This window comes from Nocardia sp. NPDC050413, from assembly GCF_040655475.1.
In the GTDB taxonomy this organism is placed as follows: domain Bacteria; phylum Actinomycetota; class Actinomycetes; order Mycobacteriales; family Mycobacteriaceae; genus Nocardia; species Nocardia coubleae.
In genome coordinates, this window is sequence record NZ_JBFAJZ010000004.1 from 36,692 (window position 1) to 63,024 (window position 26,333).

General features: G+C 67.8%; 23 protein-coding genes and 1 pseudogene. 13 read left to right on the top strand and 11 right to left on the bottom strand.

Annotated features, from left to right (window positions below; all coding sequences use genetic code 11):
- Nucleotides 1–9 precede the first annotated feature (9 nt).
- From AB0I19_RS12485 to AB0I19_RS12495, 3 genes are all read right to left on the bottom strand, one after another.
- Entirely contained in the window at nt 10–576 is a 567-nt protein-coding gene (locus AB0I19_RS12485; RefSeq protein ID WP_357147834.1) for a hypothetical protein, read from the bottom strand.
- Between the two features lie 28 nt (nt 577–604).
- Nucleotides 605–1,384, bottom strand: coding sequence for an isoprenyl transferase (locus AB0I19_RS12490; RefSeq protein ID WP_067485647.1), 780 nt, complete (start codon nt 1,382–1,384; stop codon nt 605–607).
- Between the two features lie 135 nt (nt 1,385–1,519).
- Complete coding sequence (locus AB0I19_RS12495) at nt 1,520–2,161, bottom strand: TetR/AcrR family transcriptional regulator (protein ID WP_357147836.1); 642 nt, start codon at nt 2,159–2,161, stop codon at nt 1,520–1,522.
- A gap of 100 nt (nt 2,162–2,261) precedes the next feature.
- On the opposite strand from AB0I19_RS12495, the gene AB0I19_RS12500 reads away from it, so the two are divergent.
- The 3 genes from AB0I19_RS12500 to AB0I19_RS12510 all read left to right on the top strand — a co-directional run bounded on the left by AB0I19_RS12500 (nt 2,262) and on the right by AB0I19_RS12510 (nt 5,085).
- Nucleotides 2,262–2,663, top strand: a complete 402-nt coding sequence (locus tag AB0I19_RS12500; RefSeq protein WP_357147839.1) for a Dabb family protein — start codon at nt 2,262–2,264, stop codon at nt 2,661–2,663.
- A gap of 147 nt (nt 2,664–2,810) precedes the next feature.
- Nucleotides 2,811–3,485, top strand: coding sequence for a hemolysin III family protein (locus tag AB0I19_RS12505; protein WP_357147841.1), 675 nt, complete (start codon nt 2,811–2,813; stop codon nt 3,483–3,485).
- A gap of 118 nt (nt 3,486–3,603) precedes the next feature.
- Nucleotides 3,604–5,085 carry an adenylate/guanylate cyclase domain-containing protein gene (locus AB0I19_RS12510; protein ID WP_357147844.1) on the top strand — a complete coding sequence of 494 codons (1,482 nt, stop codon included), beginning with the start codon at nt 3,604–3,606 and terminating at the stop codon, nt 5,083–5,085.
- Nucleotides 5,086–5,201: 116 nt separating this feature from the next.
- Here AB0I19_RS12510 and AB0I19_RS12515 read toward each other — a convergent pair whose 3' ends face one another.
- The 6 genes from AB0I19_RS12515 to AB0I19_RS12540 form a co-directional block, all read right to left on the bottom strand.
- A complete protein-coding gene (locus tag AB0I19_RS12515; protein ID WP_357147846.1) occupies nt 5,202–7,253 on the bottom strand; it encodes a thioredoxin domain-containing protein in 2,052 nt (683 codons plus the stop codon).
- Between the two features lie 42 nt (nt 7,254–7,295).
- The gene (locus tag AB0I19_RS12520; RefSeq protein ID WP_357147849.1) at nt 7,296–8,075 is read right to left on the bottom strand and encodes a type II CAAX endopeptidase family protein; all 780 of its coding nucleotides are present in this window, start codon (nt 8,073–8,075) and stop codon (nt 7,296–7,298) included.
- 103 nt (nt 8,076–8,178) lie between these two features.
- Nucleotides 8,179–8,583 carry a type II toxin-antitoxin system VapC family toxin gene (locus tag AB0I19_RS12525; protein WP_357147851.1) on the bottom strand — a complete coding sequence of 135 codons (405 nt, stop codon included), beginning with the start codon at nt 8,581–8,583 and terminating at the stop codon, nt 8,179–8,181.
- On the bottom strand, nt 8,580–8,852 hold the full coding sequence (locus AB0I19_RS12530; RefSeq protein WP_357147854.1) for a type II toxin-antitoxin system prevent-host-death family antitoxin: 273 nt from the start codon (nt 8,850–8,852) through the stop codon (nt 8,580–8,582). Before AB0I19_RS12530 ends, AB0I19_RS12525 begins: the two co-directional genes overlap by 4 nt.
- 49 nt (nt 8,853–8,901) lie before the next feature.
- Nucleotides 8,902–11,676 (bottom strand): hypothetical protein, encoded by a 2,775-nt coding sequence (locus tag AB0I19_RS12535; RefSeq protein ID WP_357147856.1) that lies wholly within the window; start codon nt 11,674–11,676, stop codon nt 8,902–8,904.
- Entirely contained in the window at nt 11,673–13,469 is a 1,797-nt protein-coding gene (locus AB0I19_RS12540; RefSeq protein WP_181696609.1) for an HSP90 family protein, read from the bottom strand. The genes AB0I19_RS12535 and AB0I19_RS12540 overlap by 4 nt, the downstream gene beginning before the upstream one ends.
- A 212-nt stretch (nt 13,470–13,681) precedes the next feature.
- On the opposite strand from AB0I19_RS12540, the gene AB0I19_RS12545 reads away from it, so the two are divergent.
- The 10 genes and pseudogenes from AB0I19_RS12545 to AB0I19_RS12590 all read left to right on the top strand — a co-directional run bounded on the left by AB0I19_RS12545 (nt 13,682) and on the right by AB0I19_RS12590 (nt 25,193).
- On the top strand, nt 13,682–14,893 hold the full coding sequence (locus AB0I19_RS12545; protein ID WP_181696610.1) for a transcriptional regulator: 1,212 nt from the start codon (nt 13,682–13,684) through the stop codon (nt 14,891–14,893).
- 143 nt (nt 14,894–15,036) lie between these two features.
- On the top strand, nt 15,037–16,554 hold the full coding sequence (gene adh, locus AB0I19_RS12550) for an aldehyde dehydrogenase (protein WP_067485636.1): 1,518 nt from the start codon (nt 15,037–15,039) through the stop codon (nt 16,552–16,554).
- 13 nt (nt 16,555–16,567) lie between these two features.
- Nucleotides 16,568–16,963 (top strand): DUF779 domain-containing protein, encoded by a 396-nt coding sequence (locus tag AB0I19_RS12555; RefSeq protein ID WP_067637832.1) that lies wholly within the window; start codon nt 16,568–16,570, stop codon nt 16,961–16,963.
- A 250-nt stretch (nt 16,964–17,213) separates the two neighbouring features.
- Nucleotides 17,214–18,593: pseudogene (gene eat, locus AB0I19_RS12560) on the top strand (ethanolamine permease); the annotation flags it as partial.
- A 93-nt stretch (nt 18,594–18,686) separates the two neighbouring features.
- Complete coding sequence (locus AB0I19_RS12565) at nt 18,687–20,099, top strand: ethanolamine ammonia-lyase subunit EutB (RefSeq protein ID WP_357147860.1); 1,413 nt, start codon at nt 18,687–18,689, stop codon at nt 20,097–20,099.
- On the top strand, nt 20,096–20,947 hold the full coding sequence (eutC, locus tag AB0I19_RS12570; RefSeq protein WP_357147863.1) for an ethanolamine ammonia-lyase subunit EutC: 852 nt from the start codon (nt 20,096–20,098) through the stop codon (nt 20,945–20,947). The genes AB0I19_RS12565 and eutC overlap by 4 nt, the downstream gene beginning before the upstream one ends.
- A gap of 12 nt (nt 20,948–20,959) precedes the next feature.
- Nucleotides 20,960–22,222 carry a haloacid dehalogenase-like hydrolase gene (locus AB0I19_RS12575; RefSeq protein WP_357147866.1) on the top strand — a complete coding sequence of 421 codons (1,263 nt, stop codon included), beginning with the start codon at nt 20,960–20,962 and terminating at the stop codon, nt 22,220–22,222.
- Nucleotides 22,223–22,366: 144 nt separating this feature from the next.
- Entirely contained in the window at nt 22,367–24,439 is a 2,073-nt protein-coding gene (locus tag AB0I19_RS12580) for a phosphocholine-specific phospholipase C (RefSeq protein WP_357147869.1), read from the top strand.
- Between the two features lie 94 nt (nt 24,440–24,533).
- On the top strand, nt 24,534–24,932 hold the full coding sequence (locus AB0I19_RS12585; RefSeq protein WP_067485630.1) for an NUDIX domain-containing protein: 399 nt from the start codon (nt 24,534–24,536) through the stop codon (nt 24,930–24,932).
- 69 nt (nt 24,933–25,001) lie between these two features.
- Complete coding sequence (locus AB0I19_RS12590; protein WP_067485629.1) at nt 25,002–25,193, top strand: hypothetical protein; 192 nt, start codon at nt 25,002–25,004, stop codon at nt 25,191–25,193.
- Here AB0I19_RS12590 and AB0I19_RS12595 read toward each other — a convergent pair.
- Nucleotides 25,190–25,459, bottom strand: a complete 270-nt coding sequence (locus tag AB0I19_RS12595) for a hypothetical protein (RefSeq protein ID WP_357147872.1) — start codon at nt 25,457–25,459, stop codon at nt 25,190–25,192. The genes AB0I19_RS12590 and AB0I19_RS12595 overlap by 4 nt on opposite strands.
- Nucleotides 25,456–26,322: a mycothiol conjugate amidase Mca gene (gene mca, locus AB0I19_RS12600; RefSeq protein ID WP_133733926.1), complete on the bottom strand. Its 867-nt coding sequence runs from the start codon at nt 26,320–26,322 to the stop codon at nt 25,456–25,458. The genes AB0I19_RS12595 and mca overlap by 4 nt, the downstream gene beginning before the upstream one ends.
- Nucleotides 26,323–26,333: the final 11 nt, after the last annotated feature.

Here is a 26,333-nt window from a genome sequence, read left to right on the forward strand (position 1 = left end):
GGCGACTCGTCACAACTTCCAGGCCGCGTCCAACCTGGTCGCCACATCGATATTGCGCACCGCGGCGATCTCGGGCTTGCGTATCTCCTCGGACATGTACCGGGCCACGAACCGGCGGATCTCGTGATCGACACTGGCGAGCACCCGCAGCAATTGCCCGCGCTTGGTGGAACTGGCCACGTTCACCCGCACATCACCCGGACGGGGCTCGGCGATGTCGATGACCACCCGCAGCGGGTCGGCCGTGCGTGCCGTCAGATGCAGGTGCACGGTGCCGTCCACCCGGAACCGCGACCGGTCGACCGCGAGATCGACCACCAGATCCACATGCAACGGGATCGTCAGCTCGAAGGAGATGAAGGCGTCGACGAAACGCAGAATGCGCGGCCGGCCGAGCTCCACCTGCGCGGTGACCTTCGCCAACCGGCCCGGCCCCACCCCGATCGGGCCGAAATCGAAAGCGGCACCGGTGAGCTCACCGAACGCGTCCGCGATGCGCTGCTCGGACACGGCGTACTCGAGGAAACGCCTGCCGAACTCCTCATAGCTGATGTAAGACGCCTCATCAGGTTCCACGAACGCGACAGTACGCGAGGACTACGACTCACACCCCGAAGCGACGGTGCCGCGCCGCGTAATCCCGCAGCGCGCGAAGAAAATCGACCCGCCGGAACTCCGGCCAGTACGCCTCGGTGAACCAGATCTCCGAATACGCGCTCTGCCACAACAGGAAACCCGAAAGCCGCTGCTCCCCAGAGGTTCTGATCACCAGATCCGGGTCGGGCTGACCCGAGGTGTACAGATGCTGGCCGATCGCGTCGACCGTGATCGACTGCACCAGATCCTCACCCGACTCCCCCGCCGCGATCTCCTGACGCACCAGCGAGCGCACCGCGTCGGTGATCTCCTGCCGACCCCCGTACCCCACAGCCACATTCACGTGCACACCGTCGCGCCCGCTCGTGCGCTCGGCCGCCACCCGCAGGCGCTTGGCGATCAACTCGGGGAAACCGGCGAGCGAACCGACGATCCGCACACTCCAATTCTGCTCCGGCGCCGACAACTCCTCGACCACATCGGTGATCACCTCGAACAGCGTCTCGAGCTCCTCGGGATCGCGGCGCAGGTTCTCCGTCGACAGCAGGTAGACGGTCACCATCTCGATGCCCTCGGCGGCACACCAGCCGACCAGCTCGGCGATCTTCAGCGCACCGACGCGATGACCGTGGCTGACATCGGTGAACCCGTTCTCACGCGCCCAGCGTCGATTCCCGTCGCACATCACCGCCACGTGGCGGGGGTGCTGCTTGTCGGCCAGCTGCTTGGACAGCCTGGCTTCATAGACGCGGTACGGCAACCCTCGCACCCGACCGAAAAACTCCACGCCCGCACCCTACGCTCACCCGCCTCCCCGCAACTTTTGGCCAGACCAAGGTGCGGGGTGAGGTGGGTACGCGGCAAGCTTTGTGCAGTGGGCGGGTCAGCTCGTTCCCGGCGAGTTACCCATGTTCTTGCGAGATCAGGGGGCGGCTTTCTCGGGATCTTTGAGGTAGGCGCGTAGGAAGGTGTCGGTCGCGGCTTCGGCGACGGTGCGTAGTTCAGTGGTCGGGATCTTGCGTGCGCCCATGTGTGAGCGTGCCTCGAGGGGGCCGGTGAGCAGGGCCAGGTACTGCTCGGCGGCCGTGTCCGGGTCGCAGGCACGCAATCGGCCTGCCAGCGTCAGGCGGGCCAGTCGGTCGGCCAGTGCTTCGCGCAATCGGACCGAGGTGCGCTGCTGCACTTGGAGGGCCAAGTCGGCGAAGTCCTCGGCTTGCGCGTAGGCCAGGCGGTGCAGGGATCGGCCGCGCTCACTCGCGCACACCTGCAGCAGCCGGTATGCCGAGTCGAGGAACGCCTGTCGCGGATCGTCGCCGATGTCGCGCAGGGTGTCCACGGCCGCAAGGGTTTCCGCGCTCACCACATCGGCGGCCGTCAGCAGCGCTTCCCGGAACAGGGTGCCCTTGTCGGTGAGGTGGTTGTACACGGTCGGTTTCGCGACACCGGCCTCGTCGGCGATCTCCTGTACGCAGGTCTGGGCGTACCCGCGCCGCGCGAAGACCGCGAACGCGGCCGCCAGAATCTGCTGCCGCTTGTCGATGCGACCACGCGCCGGTGCTGCCACTCGTCGAGCCTACCGCCACCGATTGACTCACCGGTTCAGTCTTGCGGCCTAACTGATAAGTACTTTAAATTGAACCCATCAGTTCAATTCAGGAGGGTTCATGCTTGTCCACATGCTTCGATTCCGGTTCCGCGACGAGACCACCGAGGAGCAACGCGCCGAAGTGCTCGCCACCATGCGCCGCACCGCTGCCGTCGATTCGGTGAGCTTCGCGACCGTCGGCCGGAACCTCGGCAATCCCGCCGAAGGCCTCACCCATGGCTATTGCGTCGGCATCGCGGACCTCGAGGCCTTGGAGCGCTACATGCACGACCCGGTCCACCTCGCCGGTGATCCACTCATCGCGCCGCACTTCGCCGAACTCGTCATCGGCCCCGACCTGTCCGACGACATGAACCCCGACCTCGGCGCCGAGATCATGGCCATGCACGAGCGCAAGGCTGCGATGTACCCGGAGTGGGCCGAACTGATGGCGACCATTCCCGAGGTCCGCTTCGCCTGATCACGCCCTTCCGCGGACCGCCTCCGATGGGGCAGGCGGGTGGATTCTGTTTGTGTGGTTGTCGGCACCTTCGGCGGTGGTGGGCGGGGGTCTCGCGTACCGTTGAGGCGTAACTTACGGTTCCGTAGGTTTGACTGGGAGGTGGTCGTGGAGGCGGTCGGTAGCGATTCGGGTGTGCCTGTCGCGCTGGTGAAGCCGCGGTTTCGCGGGTGGATTCATACGTGGGCGTTCGGTGTGGCCGTGGTCGCGGTGGCGGCGCTCGCGGTGGCCGGGTTCGCACGCTCGGCCACGGCCGGGTGGGCGACCGTGGTCTACGGGGTCGCGGTGTGCGGGCTGTTCGGCGTGAGCGCGGTGTACCACCGGGTGACCTGGGCGAGCGTGCGGACCCGGGTGCGGATGAAGCGGCTGGACCACTCGATGATCTTCGTGTTCATCGCGGGCAGTTACACCCCGTTCGCGGTGCTCGGCCTTCCCGACAGCACCGGGCGGACCTTGCTGATCGTGGTGTGGGTGGGAGCGCTCGCGGGAGTCGCTCTCAAGGTGCTGTGGCCGACCGCGCCCAGGTGGGTCGGCGTGCCGTTGTATCTGCTGCTCGGCTGGGCCGTGGTGCCGGTCGCGCCGACGCTCCTGCACAACGTGGGGGTGCTGCCGCTGGTACTGCTCGCCATCGGCGGGGTGATCTACAGCGTGGGGGCCGTGCTGTACGCGACGAAGTGGCCCAACCCGTGGCCGGACTTCGGGCACCACGAGTTCTTCCACGCGGCGACCGTCGTCGCGGCGCTGTGCCACTACATCGCGATCTGGCTCGTCGTGCTCGGCTGAGCGGCGTGCGTGCGCGGTGTCCTCGGCCGCGCCTTCTATGCTGGACAGTTGTGTCGATCATTCGCGCGGCTCGCCCCGCCCCGGCCCCGTCACGGGGTGCGGTAGACGGGTGTGCGCGGTGAACCGGCTGGTCCGCTGGCTGCTGCGGTCGCACTGGGGGCTCGCCCTCGTGGTCATCACCGCCAACTTCGTCGGCGTCGGCGCCATCTTTCTCATCTCCTGGGCCGGTGGCGTGTTCAGCCGGGTCGGCGACGACTGGCACGACGCGGCCTGGCTCATCGCCATCTACCCCGCCTTCGGGTTCACCCTCGGCATCGGACTCGCGATCTACGACCGCCGAAAACACCTGCGCTGGCTCGACGAAGGACGCAAACCGACACCGGACGAAGCTCGCCAGCTGATCCGGCTACCAGCCGCGATCACCGTGCGCGCCGTGCTGATCTGGCTACCCGGCATCATCCTCACCGTGTGGCTGGTCGACCGGTTCACCGACTACCACAACACCATCGTGATCGGGGCGGGGTTCATTCTCGGTGCCCTCGAATCGGCGGGCGTGATCTACCTGATCCTGGACCGGCTGATCCGCCCGACCGTACCCATCGTCGCCGCCGTCCTCGGACCGACCGTGCATCCGAGTGCCACGGTGCTGGTGCGCGTGCTGGTCACCTGGGCTGTGTCCGGTGCGCTGCCGGGGCTCATCGTCATCGTGGTGCTCAGCGACCGCACCACGCCCGCGAGCGACCGGGTGCGCGCGGCCTGGATGTTCTCGATCGTCGCCCTCGCCGTCGGGATGCTGGCCACCGCGTTGCTCGCGCGCTCGGTCGCGACCCCGATGCGGGCCATGTACCGGGCGCTGGACCGGATCACCCGCGGGGAACTCGATGTGCGGGTGCCCGTCGGCAGCGCGAGTGAGATCGGGCGGCTCGAACACTCCGTCAACGAACTGGCCACCACCCTGCGCGAACAGGCGCACATGGAGGACATGTTCGGTAAACACGTCGGCTCGACGGTCGCCGAGCGCGCGTTGGCAGGCAGCGCCGACCTCACCGGTGATGTGCGCACGGTGTCGGCGCTGTTCATCGACGTCACCGGTTCGGTGCGTTTGTCGGCCGAGATGGAGCCGGTGGAGTTCGTGCACAAGCTCAACCGGTTGCTGGCCACCGTGGTCGCGGCCACCGAGGACAACGGCGGCCTGGTCAACAAATTCCAGGGCGACGCCGCCCTGTGCATCTTCGGCGCGCCATCGGCGCTGCGTGACAACGCCACCCCGGCCCTGCGTGCCGCCCGCCGCATCCGCGACGAAGTGGTGGCCACCGGGGAACTCGACATCGGTATCGGCGTGGCACGGGGCAAGGTGTTCGCGGGCGACGTCGGCTCCGATACCCGCCTCGAGTTCACCGTCATCGGCGACGCCGTCAACGAGGCGGCCCGGCTCACCACCGTCGCCAAGGAGGTGACGCGGCGGGTGCTGGTCAGCGATGACGTGGTGCAGGCGTCCGCCCCCGCTGAACGCGCTAAATGGAAGCGGCACAAGGATCTTCGCCTGCGCGGCATCCCCGGACGCACCCGGACCTGGACCGATATCCCACCGAACCACTGATCGGCGGCACCTGCCGACCCGGCCGCTCCGACTCGAATCCGCGTGCCCCACAGGTGCGCCCGGCGTAGGTCTCGCCGGCCCGCCGACAAGACCAGGCCGCCCCGACCGAGGCCCTGTCAGGTGCGCAGGGCCAGAGTCAGGTCCGCGGGGTCGGTGACGGGGAGGTCGCAGATCGAGCCGCGGCAGACGTAGGCGGCGGGATGACCGTCGACGAGGGGGCGGTCGGTGAGCAGTGGGGCGGCGTCCGGGGGTGCGGCGAGCACGATCGAGCCGCCCGGCGCGGCCGTGCGCGCGGCGGCGAGCAGTTCCATTGTGGCCGAGGTCTTTTCGGTTGCGGCGATGGCCACCTGGAACGGACCTCGGACGGCGGCCTCGGCGACGGCGAGCCAATGGCCGGCGGTGCGTGGTGCGCGGTCGAGCAGGAGTGCGCCGCGGGCGAGGGTGTGGTCGGCCAGTTCGCGGTAGTGGACGGCGCGGTCGGGGTCGGCGACGGCCGAGGCGGTGAGCAGTGCCTCGGCGAGGGCTGAGGTGCCCGAGGGGGTGGCGCCGTCGATGGGGTCGCGGGGGCGGGTCACCAGGGTTTCGGCGTCGTCGGCGGTGTCGAACCAGCTGCCGGGGCGGTCGGGGTCGGCGAAATGCTCGATCGCCGAGTCGAGGATCACCTGGGCGGCGGCGAGCCAATCGGGTTCGCCGGTGGCCTGGTACAGGGCGAGCAGGCCGGTGGTGAGCCAGGCGTAGTCCTCGAGCACAGCGGGTGGGGCTCCGGCGACACCGTCGAGGGAGGCGCGGCGCAGGCGTCCGTCGACGAGGTGCACGTCGAGCAGGAAACGCGCGCACCGCACGGCCGCCGCCACCCAGGACGGTTCCTCCAGTGCCGCACCGGCTTCCGCGAGCGCGGTGATGGCCATCCCGTTCCAGGCGGTGACGACTTTGTCGTCGCGCGCCGGTTGTGGACGCGCGGTGCGGACCTCGAAGAGCTTGGTGCGCAACCGATCGAAGCGGGCCGACTGTTCGGCGTCTACCGGGTCGCTGTGGCGGGTGAGCACCGAGGTGCCCTGTTCGAAGTTGCCCGCCGTGGTGACTCCGAATGCGTCGGCGGCCCACATGCCGTCGAGTGGGCCGAGTTCGCCGACCAGCTCGGCGGGCGTCCACACATAGGTGGCGCCTTCCACACCCGGACCGCCCGGCTCGAGCTGGGTGTCGGCGTCGAGAGCGGAGGCGAATCCGCCCTCGGCGGTACCGAGATCGGCGAGCAGGAATTCGACCGTCTCGCGGGAAACCCTGTGCGGCAACGATTCCAAGGGGGTCGCCGGTGCGCGTCTGGCCAGGTGGGCGTAGGCGCGCAACAGCAGGGCGTTGTCGTAGAGCATCTTCTCGAAGTGCGGCACAAGCCAATTCGCGTCGACCGCGTATCTGGCGAACCCGCCGCGCAACTGGTCGTAGATACCGCCGCGCGCCATCGCCTCGGCCGCGCGCTCCACCAGGTCGAACACGGCCTGGTCGCCGGTGCGCTCCCAGTGCCGCAGCAGACCCTCGAGCATCGCCGACGGCGGAAACTTCGGTGCCCCACCGAATCCGCCGTGTGCGCGGTCCTCGTCGGCGGCGACAGCGAGGACCGCTTTGTCGAGAAGTTCGGTGGTGAGGGCGATCTCGCCGTCCGGCAGGCCGGTCGCCTGCGCACGCAGAGCCTCGGTGACCTGGTCGGCAGCCTTGTCCACCTCGTCGCGGCGGTTGCGCCACGTCTCGGTGATGGCTGTGAGCAACTGGGTGAACGAGGGCATCCCGCCGCGTGGTTGCTTGGGGTAGTAGGTGCCGCAGTAGAACGGCGCACCGTCGGGGGTGAGGAAGCAGGTCATCGGCCACCCGCCCTGCCCGGTCATGGCGACGGTCGCGGTCATGTACACCGCGTCCAGGTCGGGGCGTTCCTCCCGGTCGACCTTCACGCACACGAAGTCGGCGTTCATCTGCTCGGCCGTCGTCGCGTCCTCGAACGACTCGTGCGCCATCACATGGCACCAGTGACACGACGCGTACCCGACCGAGAGCAGGATCGGCACATCCCGCGCGGCCGCCTCGGCCAGTGCATCGGCATCCCACTCCCGCCAATGCACCGGGTTGTCGGCGTGCTGACGCAGATACGGCGAAGTCGCGCTACCCAACCGGTTCACGCTGCCAGCGTGCCACACACGCGGAGACAGTGCCGACAACCATCAGCGGCGGGTTTCCACCGCGCGAACCGTCATGGTGGCGACGGCGACCAGCACGGCGGCCACCGCGACGAAAACGATCTGCGGCCGGTCCGTCATCGCGTCTCCGGCCAGCAAGTATCCCGCGATATTGATCAGCCAATGCCCGATCGAGGCGACCAGCACACGCTGACCGAAACTCCCTGTGCCCAGATAGCCGAGCACCATCGCGAACGCCATGGTCGCCACGAAGAAGCACCCCGCGACCACCGGCCCGGCCGTGAAGGCCTGGACATGCCACAACGCCCACACCGCCCCCAACCTGGCCATCCGCGATTCGAGCATCGGCTGCATCACCCCGCGCCAGCCGATCTCCTCCCCACCAGCCCCCAGCAACTGCACCACGAGAAACACGACGAAGGGCACGCTACCGACAGCCGCTGCCCCCACGGTGGCCGTCCCCGACACAACCGCCGCCACCATCAGCATCGACCAGTACCCGACACACACCGCGACCATCGCCGCGACATTCCCCGCCACCCGCCGGCCGGAAACCGCAGCCGGGAGCACCGCAGCGACGGTCTTCCGGAACACCAGCCAGGTGGCCAACGCACCGGCCGACGGGGCGAACTGAACCAGCGACAGCACGGCCGGATCTATCCCCGAAAGCGGTTGCACCGCAAGGAAGAACACCGATGCGGCAAGGGTGGTCGCAACGTAAACACCGATCGCACCCCAAACCTTCACCCCACCTGCCGTTCGCTTCATGTCGGCATTGCTCGGGGAGGTGTCGGCGATACGCACGTGACCACCTTGACTGTCCCCACCCAGCCACACATCACACCGCAGTCCGATTCAGTTGTTGTACCGCAGCGCTATTGACAAGTTCCTGCTCCGCCCCAGCACCTCAGAGCGCGACGACCTCGAGCATGCTCTCCAGCCCCTTGAAATCGGAGGCGTTGCGTGTGTAGAGCGGAAGCGAGTTCGCCGACGCGATCGCCGCGATGAGCAGGTCCATCCGCCGGGGACGTGGGTCCCGGTTCGCGGCGATGGTGAGCGCGACCAAAGTTCCGTACCGAGTCGCCGCGGCTTCGTCGAACGGCAACGGGTCGAATTCGACGATCGCGGCGCCGAGGTGCTCCGAGCGCTCGGCCCGGCTCACCGGATCCTCGGCCATCGCGACGCCTTGATTGAGCTCAGCCAGCGTAATGGCGGTGATCTCCGGAGTCTCCGGCAGATTGTTCGGATCGAGCGATCCGAGGTCGAGGTAGGCGCACGTATCGAGAACCCCCGCCGGATGCCTGACGCTCACCGGCCGCTCCAGGGGTCGTCGTCGCCGATCCTGTCCTCGGTGCCGAAGAATTCGTCGGCTTCCCGACGCATCGCGGCATAGTCCACCCGGGGCAGACCACGATGCCGTGCGACCAGTTCTTCCGCGCTGCGGCGCCGACGCCGGCTGACCGGCCGCACCTCGGCGATCTCGACACCGTTTCGGGTGACCACGATGGTCTCGCCCGCCTCCACGGCATCCATGATCGCCGCGGAATTGTTCCGCAGCTCGCGCTGACTGATCTGCCTCATAGGTCAAGTGTAGCCCTGCGTGCTACAGGGGGCTACGGTGTAGAGGCGGTCACGGCCGGCTCGGTAGCGAGCGGTGCTGAGCCTCGAGGCTGCCGAGCAATGCGGACAGCTCGTCGACGACGGGCTCATCCTTCGGATAACGGGGGATCGACGACCGCAACACCGTCACCGCGAGATCCGGTCGTGCGGCAGCCAGATGTTGCTGAGCCAGGAACAGGGCCGCCATACCCGCTGTGGAGTAGTAGCCGGTGGCCTGCAGCGTGTCCTGCGCACGCACCGTATGTTCCAGCGCCGCAGCGGTTTTCCCACGCGCGAACAGCACGTGCGCGATAGCGAGATCCAGACGTGCGGCATGGTCGGAGTCGGTCGCCTCGATCGCCCGCGCCTGCTCCAGCGCCGTCTCCGCCGCGTCTACCGCACCAGCGCGCACGTGGGCTATCACCTCCTTCATCCGAAGGGTTCGCAGCACGCGCGGTGTCTGGGGTGCCTGCGCGCTCAGGTCAGCCGCCGCATGGAAGTCGGTGGCCGCTGCGGCCGGACGGTTGAGCCGCAGGAGGAGGTCGCCCGCCTGGCTGTGCGCGTACAGGGCGGTGTGGTGTCGATCGGCAGCCAGCGCCTCGTCGACGAGGGTGTGATATTCGCTGACGGCGCGATCGAGGCGGCCGAGTTCGCGCAACGAATCAGCCAGGACGCTACGGCCGGTGACCATCGTGACGGCATCACCTAGCGCACCGTTTCGGCGGGCACGATCCGCCCACGCACAGGCGTATTCGCTGTGCCGAAGGGCTTGTTCCCAGTCGCTCAGCGCGGCGCACACTTCGGCAAGCTTCACCCAGTGGGCCCGTTTCGAGGTGTTGAGAATATCGATCGCGTCATATTCGTGTGCGGCAAAGGACAATTCGACGAGGGCCTCCTCGTTGCGCCCAGCACTGTGCAACGTCTCACCGCGCAGCCACCGCAATGCCGCGATCACCAGGCGTCCCGTGTGCGGCGGCAACGCGCTCTGGCATCGGTCGAGACTGTCGAGCAAGGCGGGCCAGTCCTTGGTTTTCCCGAAGAGTGTGCCCAGCTGATTCAGCACCTGCCTGGCCCGGAAATCAGCACCGCCCGCGGCCAGCGCGCAGACCGCGGCGGTGTAGTCGACGGCGATCAGCTTCGCGTCATCACCGCGCCCTTGCCGCATCCACCCGTATTGATAGCGAGCCTCCCCGAGCAGTCGTGGGTCGCCGATCATCTCCGCGCGGCGAACGACTTCCTCGATCAGCGGATAACCGTTGCCATCGCGCTCGAGGGCATACTGGAGAGCGGCCAACGTCACCTCCGCGTGGCCGACCGATTCCGGGTCCGCTTCGGCGCGAAGCCTTTCCAACGGTGCCGACAGCTCCTCCAATGCCTCGGCCCAACGCTTCTCGAACCGCAACCAACCCGCCGCCGCAACCAGGCACAGGTCCCCGCGCACAGGTTCGCCCGCTGCCGCGAAAGCCGCTGCTGCTTCGCGCAGCCGGGGGAGCGTGGTGTCATCATCGGCGCGGCGAGCCTTCAGTTCGAGTACTCCCGCGGCAACTGCCGGGTCTGTCGGCTCCCCGACCAATCCGAGATACTGACCCGCCGCGATGCCGAGTCCTCGGTCGAGCAGCCAGCGCGCGGCGTGTACCGCGACGTCGGGTGGGCACCCGATCGGTGAGACACGGTGCATGACCAGTCGTGCGCCGGGCCGCAACGGCAGGAACTCGAGCAACGGATCGGCGGACAATCTGCGTGTGACCTGCTCGGTCTGCCAGGTCGTGCCGTTGCGCGCGTCGAACGTCGCGGCCAGCGCCAGGGCCTCTGCCCGCAACTCGTTGTGCCGTTCGGACAGCGTCTTCGTCGGATGCTTGCCCGAGCAACCACGGCACGGCACCGCCTCGGGACCGCGGCCGAGCCGGACCAGACGTCCGAGGGCGGCAGCGCAGCTCGTAGCGAATTCCATGCGGCCGTACGGGCGGCTCAACGTCGTGAAGTGGCACATGCGTCGCCGGTATCGCTCGAATGCTTCGGCTTCGTTCCCCGTCAGCGCCAGGAATTCGATGACCTTGCTCGGATACTCGTAACGCCACGGGCCACCGTCGTCGAACCCGCGATCCATCCGCTGGAATACCTCTGCCACCCGCTCCGGGGGAAGTCTGGTCGCCCAGAACGGCAGCATGTGTGCTTCGATCGGCGCGGTCGACTCGGCGAAGGTCAACCGGCCGTCGAGCACCGGCTCGGCGAGTGCGAGGGCGCGGTCGACGGAGGCACGATCCCCGCGATGAACCAGGCGCTCGATCTCGTTCTCGAAGTCCCACATATAGTTCGGTCGCGGCCCACCGGCCAGGTGCCATTGCCGATAGGCGACCTCCTCCGCAGCCCAATCGCCGCGCACATACGCCAACCAGCGCTCGGCCGTGTGCAATCCGGCGAGGCTGTGCCCGTGCGCGGCGAACCGGCGGCGCATATCGGCGTGCAGCCCGGTGATCTGTTCGACGCTGATCTCGGGATACTCCGCCATGGTCGTCACCGTGCGCACATACCACGAGCGCAGTGAGAACTCCTCGTGCGGACCGAAATCCTCCGGGCGGCTGTCGAACTCGGCCAGACACCGCGCGAACAGCGGAAAGCCCTTCTCCCACTGGCCCGAGACGCAGTGCCGATCCGCCAGATCACGTCGTGCGCGGAAGGCCAGCCGGTGGTAACCACCCGCTTCGGCGTGCGCGATGATCTCCGCCAATTCATCCAAGGCTGCTTCGTGCCAACCGGAATCCAGTGTGCGATAGCGGGTTTGGAGCTCGGCTTCGCTGTAGCTCATCGGATCGCGTCCTGACCGCGCATCGCCCACTGCAGCAGGCCGCTGAACGAGCGGTTCATCAGCGCGCTCTCGGTGGCACCGAGCGGATGTCTACCCTGCAGCAAGGCCTGTGCGAACAACGACTCGATCGCCAGGCCGATCAGGTGCGGGTCCGTCAGGTCGAGCATGGTGACCACGATCGGATTGCGCAGGTTCAGAACCAGTTGGTGTGTACCCTCGGGCTGGTCGGCCGGTTCGACGGCCGCCAACACGTCGGCCCACAGGCCATCGGTGCGCGCCTTGGTCTCGCTGCGCTCTCGCGACCGGTAGACATCCCGGTCGGCGAGGAACAGCGCGGGTAGCTGCGCCGGATCGAAGGATTTGGCGACCGGAACGCAGTCCAGCGATGCCAGGGTTTGCCGCGCGTGGCCGAGGATGTACGCCACGCGCGGATCGTCCTCGGGTGCCGCGTCGAATCGGGTGGCGAGTTCGGTGGGATCGAGTCCACGGACGACGAGGGCGGGGTCGAGGGTGGTCAGGCGGTTCATGATCGCCACGTCGTAGGTGTAGCCGCCGTTGATCAAGCCGATGCCCTGGGCGGCGGCGACAGCTGCCAGTTCGCGGAACTCGTCGGCGGTTGTGGTGTAGCGCACGACGGGGCTGCGGCGACAGAACTCCGCGAGTGTCATCGGCCCCCAGCCGGTTTCCATCGGCCACCAGTCGAAGACCAGTCGCAGCATCGCGTCATCATGGAGGGCAAGCGCTTTCACACCGAGATGGTGGACAGCGAGGAACGCGTGCAGCGTCGACGGATCGGTCACCGACATCGTGACGAGCCAGTCGCGGATACGGCTGCCGAGCGCGCGGCGGGTGGCGACGAGCAGATCGTCGGAGTACAGGGATTCACGGCTCGCGGTCGGGCGGAGTTCGGTGGTGTCGACCACGCACCGTGCGAAGAAGGCCCACTCCGGCAGCAGGTCGGTCACCTCGTCGCCCAGCAGCATCCGGCGCAGGTATACCCGATGTCCGCCGCGCACAGCGGGGTTGGCGGGCACCGGCAGGATGAACGCGACGCCGGTCAGCCCGGCCTCGGCCACCGAGAGGTCGAGGCAGTCCAGCGGCCGGAAGCCGAAGGTCTGTTCGGCGTACGCGTACAGCGCCGCCGTTCGCTCGGCGGCCGTCCGGTACGGCACCTGCCACGGGAGCGTCCCCACCGCCACCGGCGTACCGGCGACAGACACCGGAACTGGTAGCAGCCCACCGAATTTCCGTGCGAGCTCCAGCACCGTTGCGTACTCGAACCACCGGCTGTGGTCGGGCCGCGGTGACAGCACCACGGTGGTACCGGGTTCCGGGCGTTCGACCGCCGCGCGGGTGACGGAGTACTGGCCCGAGGACCGGCCGAGCCATTCGAGCGTCGGTCCACCGCGTGCCGACCTGGTCAGCACCCGCACGTGATCGGAGACCAGGAAGCACGACAGCAGTCCGATACCGAACTGGCCGAGGAACTCCTGACGAGTGAACCCGAGCTCGTCGCGCTTGGAGCTGTTGCCGATGGTGGCGAGGAAGGTATGCACCTCGTCTTCGGTCAGGCCGATGCCGTTGTCGTGGATCCGTAAGGTGCCGTCACCGGTGTGCTCGATCGTCTCGATGCCGATCCGGCCCGACCACTGCGGGTGGAGCCCCTGACGAGCCGCGATCGCGTCGACACCGTTCTGCAGCACCTCCCGCAGAAACACCTGCGGACTCGAATAGAGGTGATGGCTGAGCAGATCGACGATGCCACGCAGATCTACCTGGAATGTCCGTTCCACTGTGAATGCCCCCCGGCAGGTCGTTGATTCTGACCCGATCATTCTGCCGCTCGGCTGCCGCGCCGCCTACTCGGCCGCCGCCGAAGCCCGGCGCGACCGACGGACAGTGGTTGGGCCGATCCCTGCACCACCACCGAAACGGCTGTTGGGTGGGGCATGGGTGGGGCATTATTGGGGGCGAAGGCCCTGATAGCGACCGGACAGGAACCCCCATGGCATCGCAGCTGACGCTCTCGGCGCAGCGGGCTGCGCTGGAGCGGGAGTGGGCGCAGTGGGTGCCTGCGGGGGAATCGGCGCTCGGGCGGAGTTCCGGGGTGCGGGCCGAGGTGGCGCAGTCGTGGTTGCGGTCGTTGCGGACGGTTGATCCGGGGCGCGATTGCGCGCCCGAGAGCGAGACCGATATCGGGCCGAAGTGGGCCGAGTCGCCGCTGCGTGGGCCGGTGAGCGAGTTGAAGGACCAGTTGCACAGCGTGGCCGACGACGCGGGGTACGTGGCGGCGGTGACCGATGCTTCGGGGACGATTCTGTGGACCTACGGCGGGCCGGTCATGCGGCGGCGGGCCGAGCAGGTGAATTTCGCGCCGGGTGGGCGGTGGGACGAGGCGCACATGGGGACGAACGCGCTGTCGCTGGCGTTGCGCACCGATCAACCGCACACCGTGTTCTCGGCCGAACATCTCGTCGCCGCCCTGCACGGCTGGGTCTGCTATTGCGCGCCGATCCGCGCGGCCGACGGCACCCTGCTCGGCGTGCTCGACCTGTCGACCACCTGGAAACGCTCCCACCCGCTGGCCATGGCCACGGTGCGCACCATGACCAGTGCCATCGAAGCCAAACTGCACGCGGCCACACCCGCACCGGCGGGCATGCGGCTGACCTGCCTCGGCGCGGGCCGGTTGATGCGCGACGGCACTCCGATCCGGTTGCGCCCACGTCAGCTGGAGATCCTCACTCTGCTCGCGCTCAGCGACGACGGCTACAGCCACGAACGCCTGCACTACGCCGTCTACGGTGACCGCGCGGTCGGCGCGAGCACCCTGAAATCGGAGATGTCGTACCTGCGCCGCGCCACCGGCGGCGACATCACCAACCGCGTCTACCGCTTCACCACCCCCCTGTCCTGCGACGCGCTCGACGTCCTGCGCGCCCTGGAATCCGGCGACCTCGACACCGCCGTCCGGCTGTATCACGGTCCGCTGCTTCCGGATTCGGAAACACCCGGCATCACCGAATGGCGCGACTATCTCGCCGTCGCCATGCGCAACGCGGTCCTGGCCAGCCCCGACCCCCACCACGCCGTCACCTACGGCGAAGCCGCCCCCGACGACATCGCCGTCCACGAACACGCCCTCACCCTGCTCCCCCTCCGCGACCCTCGCCGGGCCGTGGCCACCGCCCGCCTACACAGCGCGCAGAGGGTATAGGCCGCCGCAGCGCAAGAGCCGTTTTCCGGGCCGTGATCACCGGCATCGGGCGCCACGAGATCCGCTCTCAACGTTTCATCAACCCTCGGGGTGGATAGTGATGGGCGTCACGCATTACCGGAACCAGCGAGGAGTTTCCGCACATGATCTACGCCAAGCCGGGCGCCGAGGGCAGCATCGTCAGCTACGCCCCCAGGTATGACAACTTCATCGACGGCAAGTGGGTTCCGCCGGTCGAAGGCCGGTACTTCGAGAACACCTCGCCGGTGGACGGTCAGCCGTTCTGCGAGATCGCCCGTTCCACCGCCGCCGACATCGAGCTGGCCCTCGATGCCGCGCACCGTGCCGCCGACGCGTGGGGTGCCGCCTCCGCCGCCGAGCGCGCCAATATCCTCAACAAGATCGCCGACCGCATCGAGTCGAATCTCGAGGCCCTCGCTGTCGCCGAGACCTGGGACAACGGCAAACCGGTTCGCGAAACCCTCGCCGCCGACCTGCCGTTGGCGGTGGACCACTTCCGCTACTTCGCCGGTGCGCTGCGCGCGCAGGAGGGTGGGATCAGCGAGGTCGACGGCGACACCATCGCCTACCACTTCCACGAGCCGCTCGGCGTTGTCGCCCAGATCATTCCGTGGAACTTCCCGATCCTGATGGCCACCTGGAAGCTGGCGCCCGCGCTGGCCGCCGGTAACGCGGTGGTGCTCAAGCCCGCCGAGCAGACACCGGCCTCGATCATGAAGGTCGTGGAGCTGATCGCGGATCTGCTGCCGCCGGGAGTTCTCAACGTGGTCAACGGTTTCGGGGTGGAGGCGGGCAAGCCGCTCGCGTCCAGCCCGCGCGTGGCCAAGGTCGCCTTCACCGGTGAGACCACCACCGGCCGGCTCATCATGCAGTACGCCAGCGAGAACATCATCCCGGTCACCCTGGAGCTGGGCGGCAAGAGTCCCAACATCTTCCTGCCCGATGTGATGGCCGCCGACGACGACTACCTCGACAAGGCCGTCGAGGGTTTCGTGATGTTCGCGCTGAACCAGGGCGAGGTGTGCACCTGTCCGTCGCGCGCGCTGATCGCGTCGTCGATCTACGACGAGTTCATGGAACGCTGCGTGCAGCGCACCAAGGCGATCGTCAGCGGCAACCCGCTCGACGAGGCGACCATGATCGGCGCGCAGGCCAGCAACGACCAGTTCGAGAAGATCCTGTCCTACATCGACATCGGCAAGAAGGAAGGCGCCGAGGTACTCACCGGCGGCGCGGTCCGCGCTGTCGACGGCCTGGACGGCGGCTTCTACATCGAGCCGACGATCTTCAAGGGCAGCAACGACATGCGCGTGTTCCAGGAGGAGATCTTCGGCCCGGTCGTCGCGGTGACCACCTTCGACTCCACCGACGAGGCACTCAAGATCGCCAACGACACCCTCTACGGCCTCGGCGCGGGCGTGTGGACACGGGACATGAACACCGCCTACCGCCTCGGCCGCGGCATCAAGGCGGGCCGGGTGTGGACGAACTGCTACCACGCCTACCCGGCGCACGCGGCGTTCGGCGGCTACAAGAAGTCCGGCATCGGCCGCGAGAACCACAAGATGATGCTCGAGCACTACCAGCAGACCAAGAACCTGCTGGTCAGCTACTCGCCGCAGAAGCTCGGCTTCTTCTGATGGTGCGCCGCTGATGGTCCGACGAGTAGACCTCACCGACAAGGCGGCGACGCTGCTCCGGGACCTGACCGGGCTGCACGGCCCGGTCATGTTCCACCAGTCCGGCGGCTGCTGCGACGGCAGCTCCCCCATGTGCTACCCACGCGGTGAATTCCGCGTGGGCCGCTCGGACGTGCTGCTGGGATATCTGCCCGGCGACATCCCGTTCTGGATGAGTGCGGACCAGTTCGAATACTGGAAACACACCCATCTCACCGTCGACGTGGTGCCGGGCCGGGGCAGCGGTTTCTCGCTGGAAGCCCCCGAGGGCGTGCGGTTCCTGATCCGTTCACGCCTGCTCACCGACGAGGAGGTGGCCGAGCTGGATTCCCAGCCGCCGCCACCCACCGGTGACACCGTTTCACCGTGATGTGAAACACCAACTATCACACTGTTTCCGCAGGTCGGCGGCGCTTGATACGCGCCGCTGATCTGTGGGATCCACGGCCGTAACAGTCGTCAACCATTCTTCAACCCTCGACGATCACCGTTGCCGTCGCTACGCGCTTGTTTGTTGATGAGGAGCTTTACCTGTGAGTACCGACGCCGTTCCCGCGCCCACCGCCGACCCACCCGCCGACGGTCACCTCGCCAAACGCACCGCCCAACCACCCGCCGACGACTATCTCGCCAAACGCACTCTCCGGTCCGGCACCGCCGGCTGGGTGCTGCTGGCCGGTCTCGGCGTGAGCTACGTGATCTCCGGCGACTATTCCGGCTGGAATTTCGGCCTGGCCGAAGGCGGATTCGGTGGCCTGCTGATCGCCTCGGTGATCATCGCGGGCATGTATCTGGCCATGGTCCTCGGCATGGCCGAACTGTCCTCGGCGCTGCCCGCCGCGGGCGGTGGCTACACCTTCGCCCGGCGCGCTCTCGGGCCGTGGGGTGGGTTCGCCACGGGCACAGCGGTTCTCATCGAGTACGCGATCGCGCCCGCCGCCATCGCCACCTTCATCGGCGCCTATGTGGAATCGCTGAACCTGTTCGGGATCACCGACGGCTGGTGGGTGTACCTGGCGGTGTACGCGCTGTTCATCGGCATCCATCTCGGTGGCGCCGGTGAGGCGCTCAAGGCGATGTTCGTGATCACCGCGATCGCGCTGGTCGGCCTGGTCGTGTTCGCGATCGCGGCGGTCGGCCGGTTCGACGCCGCGAACCTGACGAACATCGCGCCCGACGCGGCGGCCACCGGCTCCTCGGCGTTCCTCCCGTTCGGCTATCTGGGCATCTGGGCGGCGATCCCGTTCGCCATCTGGTTCTTCCTCGCCGTCGAAGGCGTGCCGCTGGCCGCCGAGGAGGCACGCGAACCGGAGAAGAACGTGCCGAAGGGCATCATCGTGGCGATGCTGATGCTGATGGTGACCGGCGCGGTGGTGCTGTTCCTGGTGACCGGTGCGCTCGGCGCCCAGGACGCCTCCGCCTCGGGCAACCCGCTGGTCGAGGCGCTCGGCGACAGCCCGGCGGCCAAGGTCGTCAACTACATCGGCCTGGCCGGACTCGTTGCCAGCTTCTTCTCCATCGTCTACGCGTACTCGCGCCAGACCTTCGCGCTCTCCCGCGCCGGGTACCTGCCGACCAGCCTGTCGGTGACCAACTCCCGTAAGGCGCCGGTGCTCGCGCTGGTCGTGCCCGGCATCATCGGCTTCGCCCTCTCGCTCACCGGTGAGGGAGCGATGCTGCTCAACATGGCCGTGTTCGGCGCGGCCGTGAGCTACGTGCTGATGATGGTGAGCCACATCGTGCTTCGCGTCCGTGAACCGAACATGCCCCGCCCCTACCGGACCCCCGGCGGCATCGCCACCACCTCGTTCGCGCTGGTGATCGCGGCCGCCTCGGTGGCGGCGACCTTCCTGGTCGACCCGAAGGCCGCGCTGTTCACCCTCGGCGTGTTCTGCGCCTTCATGGCGTACTTCGGGCTCTACAGTCGCCACCACCTGGTCGCCAAGTCGCCCGACGAGGAATTCGCCGCGCTGGCGAAAGCCGAAGAGGAACTCGAGTGATCCGCTGACCGTTGTCCCCCGCTCGGCCGTGTCTGCCGAGCGTCACCCACGCACTCGCGAGAGGAGGACGGCGCCGACCGGCGCCGCACTTCGATGACGAAGTACCGCAGCACCATCGACGTCACCACCTACACCTTCGACGGACTGGTCGACCTGCTGGCCAAGGCCACGCCGCTGCGCAGCGGTGACCAGCTCGCCGGCTGTGCGGCCGACACGGACGCCGAGCGCGCGGCCGCGCAGTGGGCGCTGGCGGACGTGCCGCTGCGGACCTTCCTCACCGAGGTGGTCGTGCCCTACGAGTCCGACGAGGTCACCCGGCTGATCATCGACAGCCACGATCGCGCGGCCTTCGCGCCGATCGCGCATCTCACCGTCGGTGGGCTGCGTGACTGGCTGCTCGCCGTCGCCGCGACCGACGACGCGGCGGCGACCCTGACCGCCGTCTCGCCCGGTCTCACCCCGGAAATGGTTGCCGCGGTCAGCAAGATCATGCGCAACCAGGACCTGATCGCGGTGGCCAGGGCCGCCACGGTGACGTCGGCGTTCCGCACGACCATCGGCCTGCCCGGCCGGTTGAGCACCCGCCTGCAACCCAATCACCCCACCGACGACCCGCGCGGGATCGCCGCCGCCACCCTCGACGGCCTGCTGCTCGGCTGCGGTGACGCGGTGATCGGCATCAACCCGGCCACCGATTCACCGCAGGCCACCGCCGACCTGCTGCACCTGCTCGACGAGGTGCGCCTGCGATTCGACATCCCCACCCAGTCGTGCGTGCTCTCCCACGTGACGACGACCATCGGCCTGATCGAGGCCGGTGCGCCGGTGGACCTGGTCTTCCAGTCGATCGCGGGCACCGAGGGCGCCAATTCCGGGTTCGGCGTGAACATCTCGCTGCTGCGCGAGGGGAACGAGGCGGGTCGATCGCTGCGGCGCGGCACGGTCGGCGACAACGTGATGTACCTGGAGACCGGGCAGGGTTCGGCACTGAGCGCGAATGCTCATCTGGGCATGGGGAATCGGCCGGTCGACCAGCAGACGCTGGAAGCGCGCGCCTACGCCGTGGCCCGCGATCTCGAGCCGCTGCTGGTCAACACGGTGGTCGGCTTCATCGGGCCGGAGTATCTCTACGACGGAAAGCAGATCATCCGCGCCGGGCTCGAGGACCACTTCTGCGGAAAGCTGCTCGGCCTGCCGATGGGCGTCGATGTCTGCTACACCAACCACGCCGAAGCCGACGCCGACGACATGGACACCCTGCTCACCCTGCTCGGCGCGGCGGGCTGCGCCTTCGTCATCGCGGTGCCCGGTGCCGACGACGTGATGCTCGGCTACCAGAGTCTGAGCTTCCACGACGCCCTCTATGCCCGCAAGGTCCTTGACCTTCGCCCCGCACCGGAATTCGAGGCGTGGTTGTCGGGTCTCGGCATGCTCGACGCGAAAGGCAGACTGCGACAAGTGGAACCGCTGACCTCTCCTCTGCGCGCACTGGCGGGCACTCGATGAGCGGCTCGAACTCGCCGCGCGAAGCCGAGATCGTGCGGGATACGGCGGCCGTGCCGGAGACGAGCAATGGTTCCGAAACCGATGTTTCCCAAGACTTCTGGGCTCAGTTGCGCAGCACCACCCAGTCCAGGATCGGACTCGGCCGCACCGGCAACGCCCTGCCGACCAGCGAGGTGCTCGCCCTGCGCGCCGCCCACGCCGCCGCCCGGGACGCCGTGCACGAACCGCTTGCTCTCGACGAATTCGTCAGCCGCATAGCGGAAGTCGGGCTCGGCAAGCCGGTGACGGTGACGAGCAAGGCCGCCTCCCGCTCGGAGTACCTGCGTCGTCCCGATCTCGGCAGGCTCCCCGCCGACCTGTCACCGATCACCCACGGCGACTTCGATATCGGCATCGTCCTGGCCGACGGCCTGTCTCCCCGCGCACTCACCGACCACGGCGCGGGCCTGCTGTCCGCGCTGGCAGGCGAACTCGGCGGCTACACCATCGCCCCACCTGTGATCGCCACCCAGGCCCGGGTGGCGCTGGGCGACCACATCGCCGAGGCCATGGGCGTGCGGACCCTGCTGGTGATCATCGGCGAACGCCCCGGCCTGTCGGTCGCCGACAGCCTGGGCATCTATCTCACACACGCACCGCGCCCCGGCCGCACCGACGCCGAACGCAACTGCGTCTCCAATATCCACCCACCCGACGGCCTCATTTACACCGATGCCGCCCGGGTGGTGGCGGGGCTGGTCGCGGGCGCACGCGCGCTCGGTCGATCGGGTGTCGACCTCAAAGACACCTCCCGTGCCGACACGCTCGGCACCACCGATATCCCGGCTGTCGCCACGACGGATCAATAAAGGACCAACCTGATGAAGAAGATCTCCGCCCTCGCGGCGGTGGCGATGACCGCTGCCCTCATGAGCTCGGTCGCCTGCGGTTCCGAGAACACCGACGCCGCGCCGGCGACCTGTTCGACCCTCGACCCGGCCGAGAACTGGTACGGCGACAACAAGGAGCGCATCGCGCGGTTCGTCAGCGAGAACGGCCGATGTGGTGCCGCGGCATCCGGACCGGCACCGCTGGCGCTGTTCGACTGGGACAACACGGTGGTCAAGAACGACGTCGGTGTCGCGACGTTCTACTGGATGTTGGCCAACGACAAGGTCTTACAACCTGTCGGCCGCGACTGGGCCACCGTCGGCGCGCACCTCACCCCGGCGGCCACCGCCGCGCTCGCGGCGGCCTGCGGCGATGCCGCGCCCGACACGCCACTGCGCACCTCGACCGACGCGGCCTGCGCCGACGAACTGATCTCGGTCGCCGACAACGCCGAGACCACCACGGGCAAGGCTGCTTTCGCGAACTACGACCACCGCCTCATCTCACCCGGCTACGCCCTCGTCGTGCAACTGATGCGCGGTTACACCGAGGCACAGATCATCGAGTTCGCGCGCAGCGCCCGGCAGCAGAACCTGGCCGCCGCCGAGGGCACCGAACAGGTGGTCGGCACCACGGAGGTCGACGGCTACGTGCGGTACTACTCCCAGATCAAGGACCTGATCGAGGTGTTGCGGGACAACGGCTTCGACGTGCGTATCGTGTCCGCGTCGGCCGAACCGGTGGTGCGGGTATGGGCCGAGGAGCTCGGCATCACCGGCGACAAGGTGATGGGCGTCCCGCTGCTGGCCGACAAGGGGGTCTACACCGGGCACCTTCCCGGCTGTGGGGACAAGGGCATCGATCAGGTGATCACCTACATCGACGGCAAGCGGTGCCGGATCAACGAGCAGGTGTTCGGCGTCCGGGGCGCGGCTGCCTTCCGGCAACTACCCGCCGACCGACGCGCGGCCTTCGCCGCCGGTGACTCCGACACCGATGTGGTCTTCGTCGGTGACGCGACCGGGCTGCGGCTCGTCATCAACCGCAACAAGACCGAACTGATGTGCAACGCCTACGGAGCCGACGACGGGAAATGGGTCGTGAATCCGATGTTCATCGCGCCGAAGTCGCGCAAGTCCGAACCGTATCCGTGCGCATCGGCCGGATTCACCGCCTCCGACGGCACGGGCCAGCCGCTTCGCCGACCGGACGGGACCGTCGTCCCGGACCAACAGGACCGCGTGTTCAGGTGATCGCCTCGTGGCCCCTCAGGGGGCCACAAGTCGTTCATCTGTCCGCTTCGTTCGCTTCACCATGCCTGCCTAACGTCTCGGACCCATCGCATACGTGCGACGTCCTGTCCTACACACCAGCGTTATGACACCAGAAGGCCCGGTATGGACCGTCGAAAGTTTCTGAGCTCCGCAGCCGCTGTCGGTGGCGCGGCCGCCGCGTTCTCCTTGCTTCCCCCGAGCATCATGCGCGCCTTGGCCGCACCCGCTCCGACCGGCGGCTTGGAGGTGGTGCAGCACGTGGTGATCCTCATGCAGGAGAACCGTTCCTTCGATCACTACTTCGGCTCGGCGAAAGGCGTGCGCGGGTTCGCCGACCCGAACGCGATCCGGTTGCGGGTCAACGGGAAGTCGGTGTTCCACCAGCCGGACGGTTCCGGTGGCTTCGTGCTGCCCTATAAGACCGACAGCCACAAACTGGCTGGTACACCGCACTATTGGAACGACGGACATCAGGCGTGGAACAAGGGCAAATGGGACAACTGGGTGCCGGCCAAAGGCGCCCACACCATGTGCCATTACAACCGCAACGACATCCCCTTCTACTACCAGCTGGCCGACGCCTTCACGGTGTGCGACGCCTACCACAGCTCGGTGATCGGCTCGACGTCCCCGAACCGCAGTTATCACATCAGCGGAATGATCGGCAACGAGCCGGACGGAACACGAGCGATCGGCAACGCCGCGTACTCCGAGGACACCCATGCCGGTTACACCTGGAAGACCTATCCGGAACGATTACAGGCGGCGGGTGTCTCCTGGCGCGTCTTCCAGGAGTGGGACAACTTCCAGAACAACAACGTCGAATTCTTCGCGACATTCAAAGCCGTGGCACGCAAAGTCGTCGGACCGCTCGGCTTCCAGAGCATGAATTCGTTCTACGGGAAGATTCGCGGCGCCGCCAGCGCGGAGCGGACCAGCTTGCTCGCCGCGATGCGGGCGGAAGCGGCCAAGCTCACCCCGGCTGACCGCGCGCTGTTCGACCGTGGCCTCGACCGGGTGGACGCCGGACAGGTCGCGGCCAGTTTCCGTACCGCGGTCGACGCGGGCACGCTGCCGAAGGTCTCCTGGATCCTGGCACCGACCAGCCAGTGCGAGCACCCGGCCTCGGACGGCCCGAGCACCGGCTCGGAACTGGTGTGGCAGGTACTCGACGCCCTCGCCGCCAACGAATCCGTCTGGAACAAGACGGTATTCCTGCTCAACTACGACGAGAACGACGGTTACTTCGACCACGTCCCGCCGCCGATTCCGCCCGCCTCGGAAGCGAGCGAGTTCGTCAACGGCGTGCCGATAGGCCTCGGCGCGCGGGTACCGATGACCGTCGTCTCGCCGTGGAGCCGGGGTGGCAACGTGTGCTCGCAACTGTTCGACCACACCTCGGTCCTGCAGTTCCTAGAGCGGGTCACCGGCGTCGCGGAGTCGAATATCAGCAACTGGCGCCGATCGGTCTGCGGTGACCTCACCGCCACGCTCGACACCACCACCTCGAACGCCTACCCGGCCTTCACACGGCCGACGCCGACGGCGGGCAGTGGGCCGACGAAACCCGCACCGCCGGAGCCGCAATCGCTACCGGCCCAGGAATCCGGCACCAAAACCGCACGACCGCTGCCCTATCAGCCCGGCGCGGACGCCACCCAGCACAAAGACATCGGAAAAGTCCGATTCACGATGCGCAACGGCGGCACGAAAACGACCCACTACGCGGTGTTCGTCAACGCCGAGCGCACCGACGGGCCATGGCATTTCGATGTCGCACCGGGACAGTCGGTCACCGACGACTTCGACGTGATCACCTACGGCGCCGGACGCTACGACCTCACCTGCTACGGCCCCAACGGTTTCGCTCGCCGCGCCGCGGGCAATCTCGGCGGGCCCGCCGCCACCGTCGACGTCACCTCTCAGGTAGCGGCCGACGAGGACGGAGTCCTCTGGCTGACGTTCAGCAACAAGGGCACCACCGCGGTCACTTTCACCGTGAAAGCCAACCGCTACCGCCCCGACGGTCCGTGGACGTACAAGGTCGACCCGGGCGCGCAGACTCGCGACATCTTCCATGCCGGTTGGTACGGGAAACGCTGGTACGACCTCACCGCCACGGTGAGCAGCGATCCCGCGTTCGTCCGCGAATTCCGGGGTCACATCGAAACCGGGAAACCCGGCGTCACCGGGTGACGGGCACCGTCGCACCCGCCTGCCCGGGCGGGTGCGACGCTCCTCACCGACGGTTCGCTGTGAGCCGGGGCCGATCGCTCAATAGAGTGAAACCATGATCCGCACCGCCGCCCTCGCCCATGTTCGCGACCGCAGGCTGATCCAGACGCGCCCGGAAGGCAAGGATGTCTTCTACATGGCGGGCGGCAAGATCGATCCCGGCGAGACCCCTTTACAAGCTCTGCATCGCGAGATCGAGGAGGAGCTGGGCGTGGGTCTGGACGGGGTCTCCGAGCTCGGCATCTTCGAGGCCGAGGCGTTCGGCCACGGCCGCAACACCCCGCTGCACATGACGTGTTTCCTCGCCGACCTCACCGGCGAACCGCAGGCCACCGGGGAAATCGCCGAATTCCGGTACTTCACGGTCAGCGAATACGCGGGCATGACCCAGGTGGCGCCCGGGTCGATGATGGTGTTCCGCCGACTGCACGAACTCGACCTCATCGACTGGTGATCGCGGCGGCAACGATTGCGTCTCGGGCGAAACGAACCCGCCACCTGCGGCGATCCCTTAGCTGTGACGATGACCCAGCCGACGGCTTCCGACATGACACCGTCCGAGCGCCGGGCTGCTCTGCGGCAGCTGATCATCGCGTTCGGCTTGATCAACAAGACCATCGAGCTCAGCGCCAGCGGCGCGCCACGGCAGATCGCCGAACATGCCGAGGCCGCTCGCGATCTGATCGGTGAACTGGTGGCCGATCTGGCCCGCTAGGTCGCCGCCGGTTTCGGCGGTTCGGTGCCCTCGCCGGTGTCCGGGATCGCCCCCGGGTCGGTGCCTTCGTCGGCCTTCTGGTCCGGTTCGGGATGTTCGGGTTCGAACGTCTCCGGCAGGCCCTTGAGGTGTTTGTTCATCGAACGAACCAGCAGGACGGTGCCGGCCAGCAGGATCAACACGATCAGCAGGCCGAGCGGGGAAGCCTTGCCGAACTCCGGGCCGGTCGGGGTGCCGGGGTCTTGTGCGAGGAGAGCCAGAATCACCGGTCGGCGTCCTCGATGCCGGCGAACAGGTCGGTCTCCGGGATGGCGGTGGATACTCTGGTCTTGGCCAATTCGAACTCCTCGGTCGGCCACAGCCGCTGCTGCATCTCCAACGGGATCGCGAAGAACGCGCCGTTGGGATCGATCTGGGTCGCGTGCGCGCGCAGGGCGTCGTCACGCTGGGGGAAGTATTTCGAGCACTCGATCTGCGTGGTGACCCGGGCCATGATGTCGCCGCGCGCCGCCGCGTACTGACGCATCCGGTCCAGCCATTCCTGCAGCGGGAACGGCTTGCCCTCACGCTCGAACTCGGCGGCGAAGGTTTCCAGGCGCTTCTGGCTGAAGCCGTGGTCGTAGTACAGCTTCAGCGGGGTCCACGGTTCGCCCGCGTCGGGGAACGCCTCCGGGTCGCCCGCCGCGTCGAACGCGGCGACCGACACCTCGTGGCAGCGGATGTGGTCGGGGTGCGGGTAGCCGCCGGTCTCGTCGTAGGTGGTGATCACGTGCGGTTTGAACTCGCGCACCACCTTCACCAACGCCTCGGTGGCCTCCTCGAGCGGGACCAGCGCGAAGCAACCCTCGGGCAGCGGCGGCAGCGGGTCGCCCTCGGGCAGACCGGAGTCGACGAAACCGAGCCACTGCTGGCGCACGCCGAGCGCATGGGCGGCCGCGGCCATCTCCTCGCGCCGGATCTCCTCGATCCGGTCGAGAACACCCGGGGTGTCCATGGCCGGGTTCAGGATGCTGCCGCGTTCGCCACCGGTCAGGGTGACGACAAGGACGTCGACGCCCTCGGCCGCGTACCTGGCCGTGGTCGCGGCGCCCTTGCTCGATTCGTCGTCGGGGTGGGCGTGCACCGCCATGAGGCGAAGGC

What these genes read in the sequence shown, in the direction of transcription:
- AB0I19_RS12500 (WP_357147839.1), top strand. Translation starts at nt 2,262, where the DNA reads ATGCTTGTCCACATGCTTCGATTCCGGTTCCGCGACGAGACCACCGAG.
- AB0I19_RS12530 (WP_357147854.1), bottom strand. Translation starts at nt 8,852, where the DNA reads ATGAGGCAGATCAGTCAGCGCGAGCTGCGGAACAATTCCGCGGCGATC.
- AB0I19_RS12535 (WP_357147856.1), bottom strand. Translation starts at nt 11,676, where the DNA reads ATGAGCTACAGCGAAGCCGAGCTCCAAACCCGCTATCGCACACTGGAT.
- AB0I19_RS12545 (WP_181696610.1), top strand. Translation starts at nt 13,682, where the DNA reads ATGGCATCGCAGCTGACGCTCTCGGCGCAGCGGGCTGCGCTGGAGCGG.
- adh (WP_067485636.1), top strand. Translation starts at nt 15,037, where the DNA reads ATGATCTACGCCAAGCCGGGCGCCGAGGGCAGCATCGTCAGCTACGCC.
- AB0I19_RS12555 (WP_067637832.1), top strand. Translation starts at nt 16,568, where the DNA reads ATGGTCCGACGAGTAGACCTCACCGACAAGGCGGCGACGCTGCTCCGG.
- AB0I19_RS12565 (WP_357147860.1), top strand. Translation starts at nt 18,687, where the DNA reads ATGACGAAGTACCGCAGCACCATCGACGTCACCACCTACACCTTCGAC.
- eutC (WP_357147863.1), top strand. Translation starts at nt 20,096, where the DNA reads ATGAGCGGCTCGAACTCGCCGCGCGAAGCCGAGATCGTGCGGGATACG.
- AB0I19_RS12575 (WP_357147866.1), top strand. Translation starts at nt 20,960, where the DNA reads ATGAAGAAGATCTCCGCCCTCGCGGCGGTGGCGATGACCGCTGCCCTC.
- AB0I19_RS12580 (WP_357147869.1), top strand. Translation starts at nt 22,367, where the DNA reads ATGGACCGTCGAAAGTTTCTGAGCTCCGCAGCCGCTGTCGGTGGCGCG.
- AB0I19_RS12585 (WP_067485630.1), top strand. Translation starts at nt 24,534, where the DNA reads ATGATCCGCACCGCCGCCCTCGCCCATGTTCGCGACCGCAGGCTGATC.
- AB0I19_RS12590 (WP_067485629.1), top strand. Translation starts at nt 25,002, where the DNA reads ATGACCCAGCCGACGGCTTCCGACATGACACCGTCCGAGCGCCGGGCT.
- mca (WP_133733926.1), bottom strand. Translation starts at nt 26,322, where the DNA reads ATGGCGGTGCACGCCCACCCCGACGACGAATCGAGCAAGGGCGCCGCG.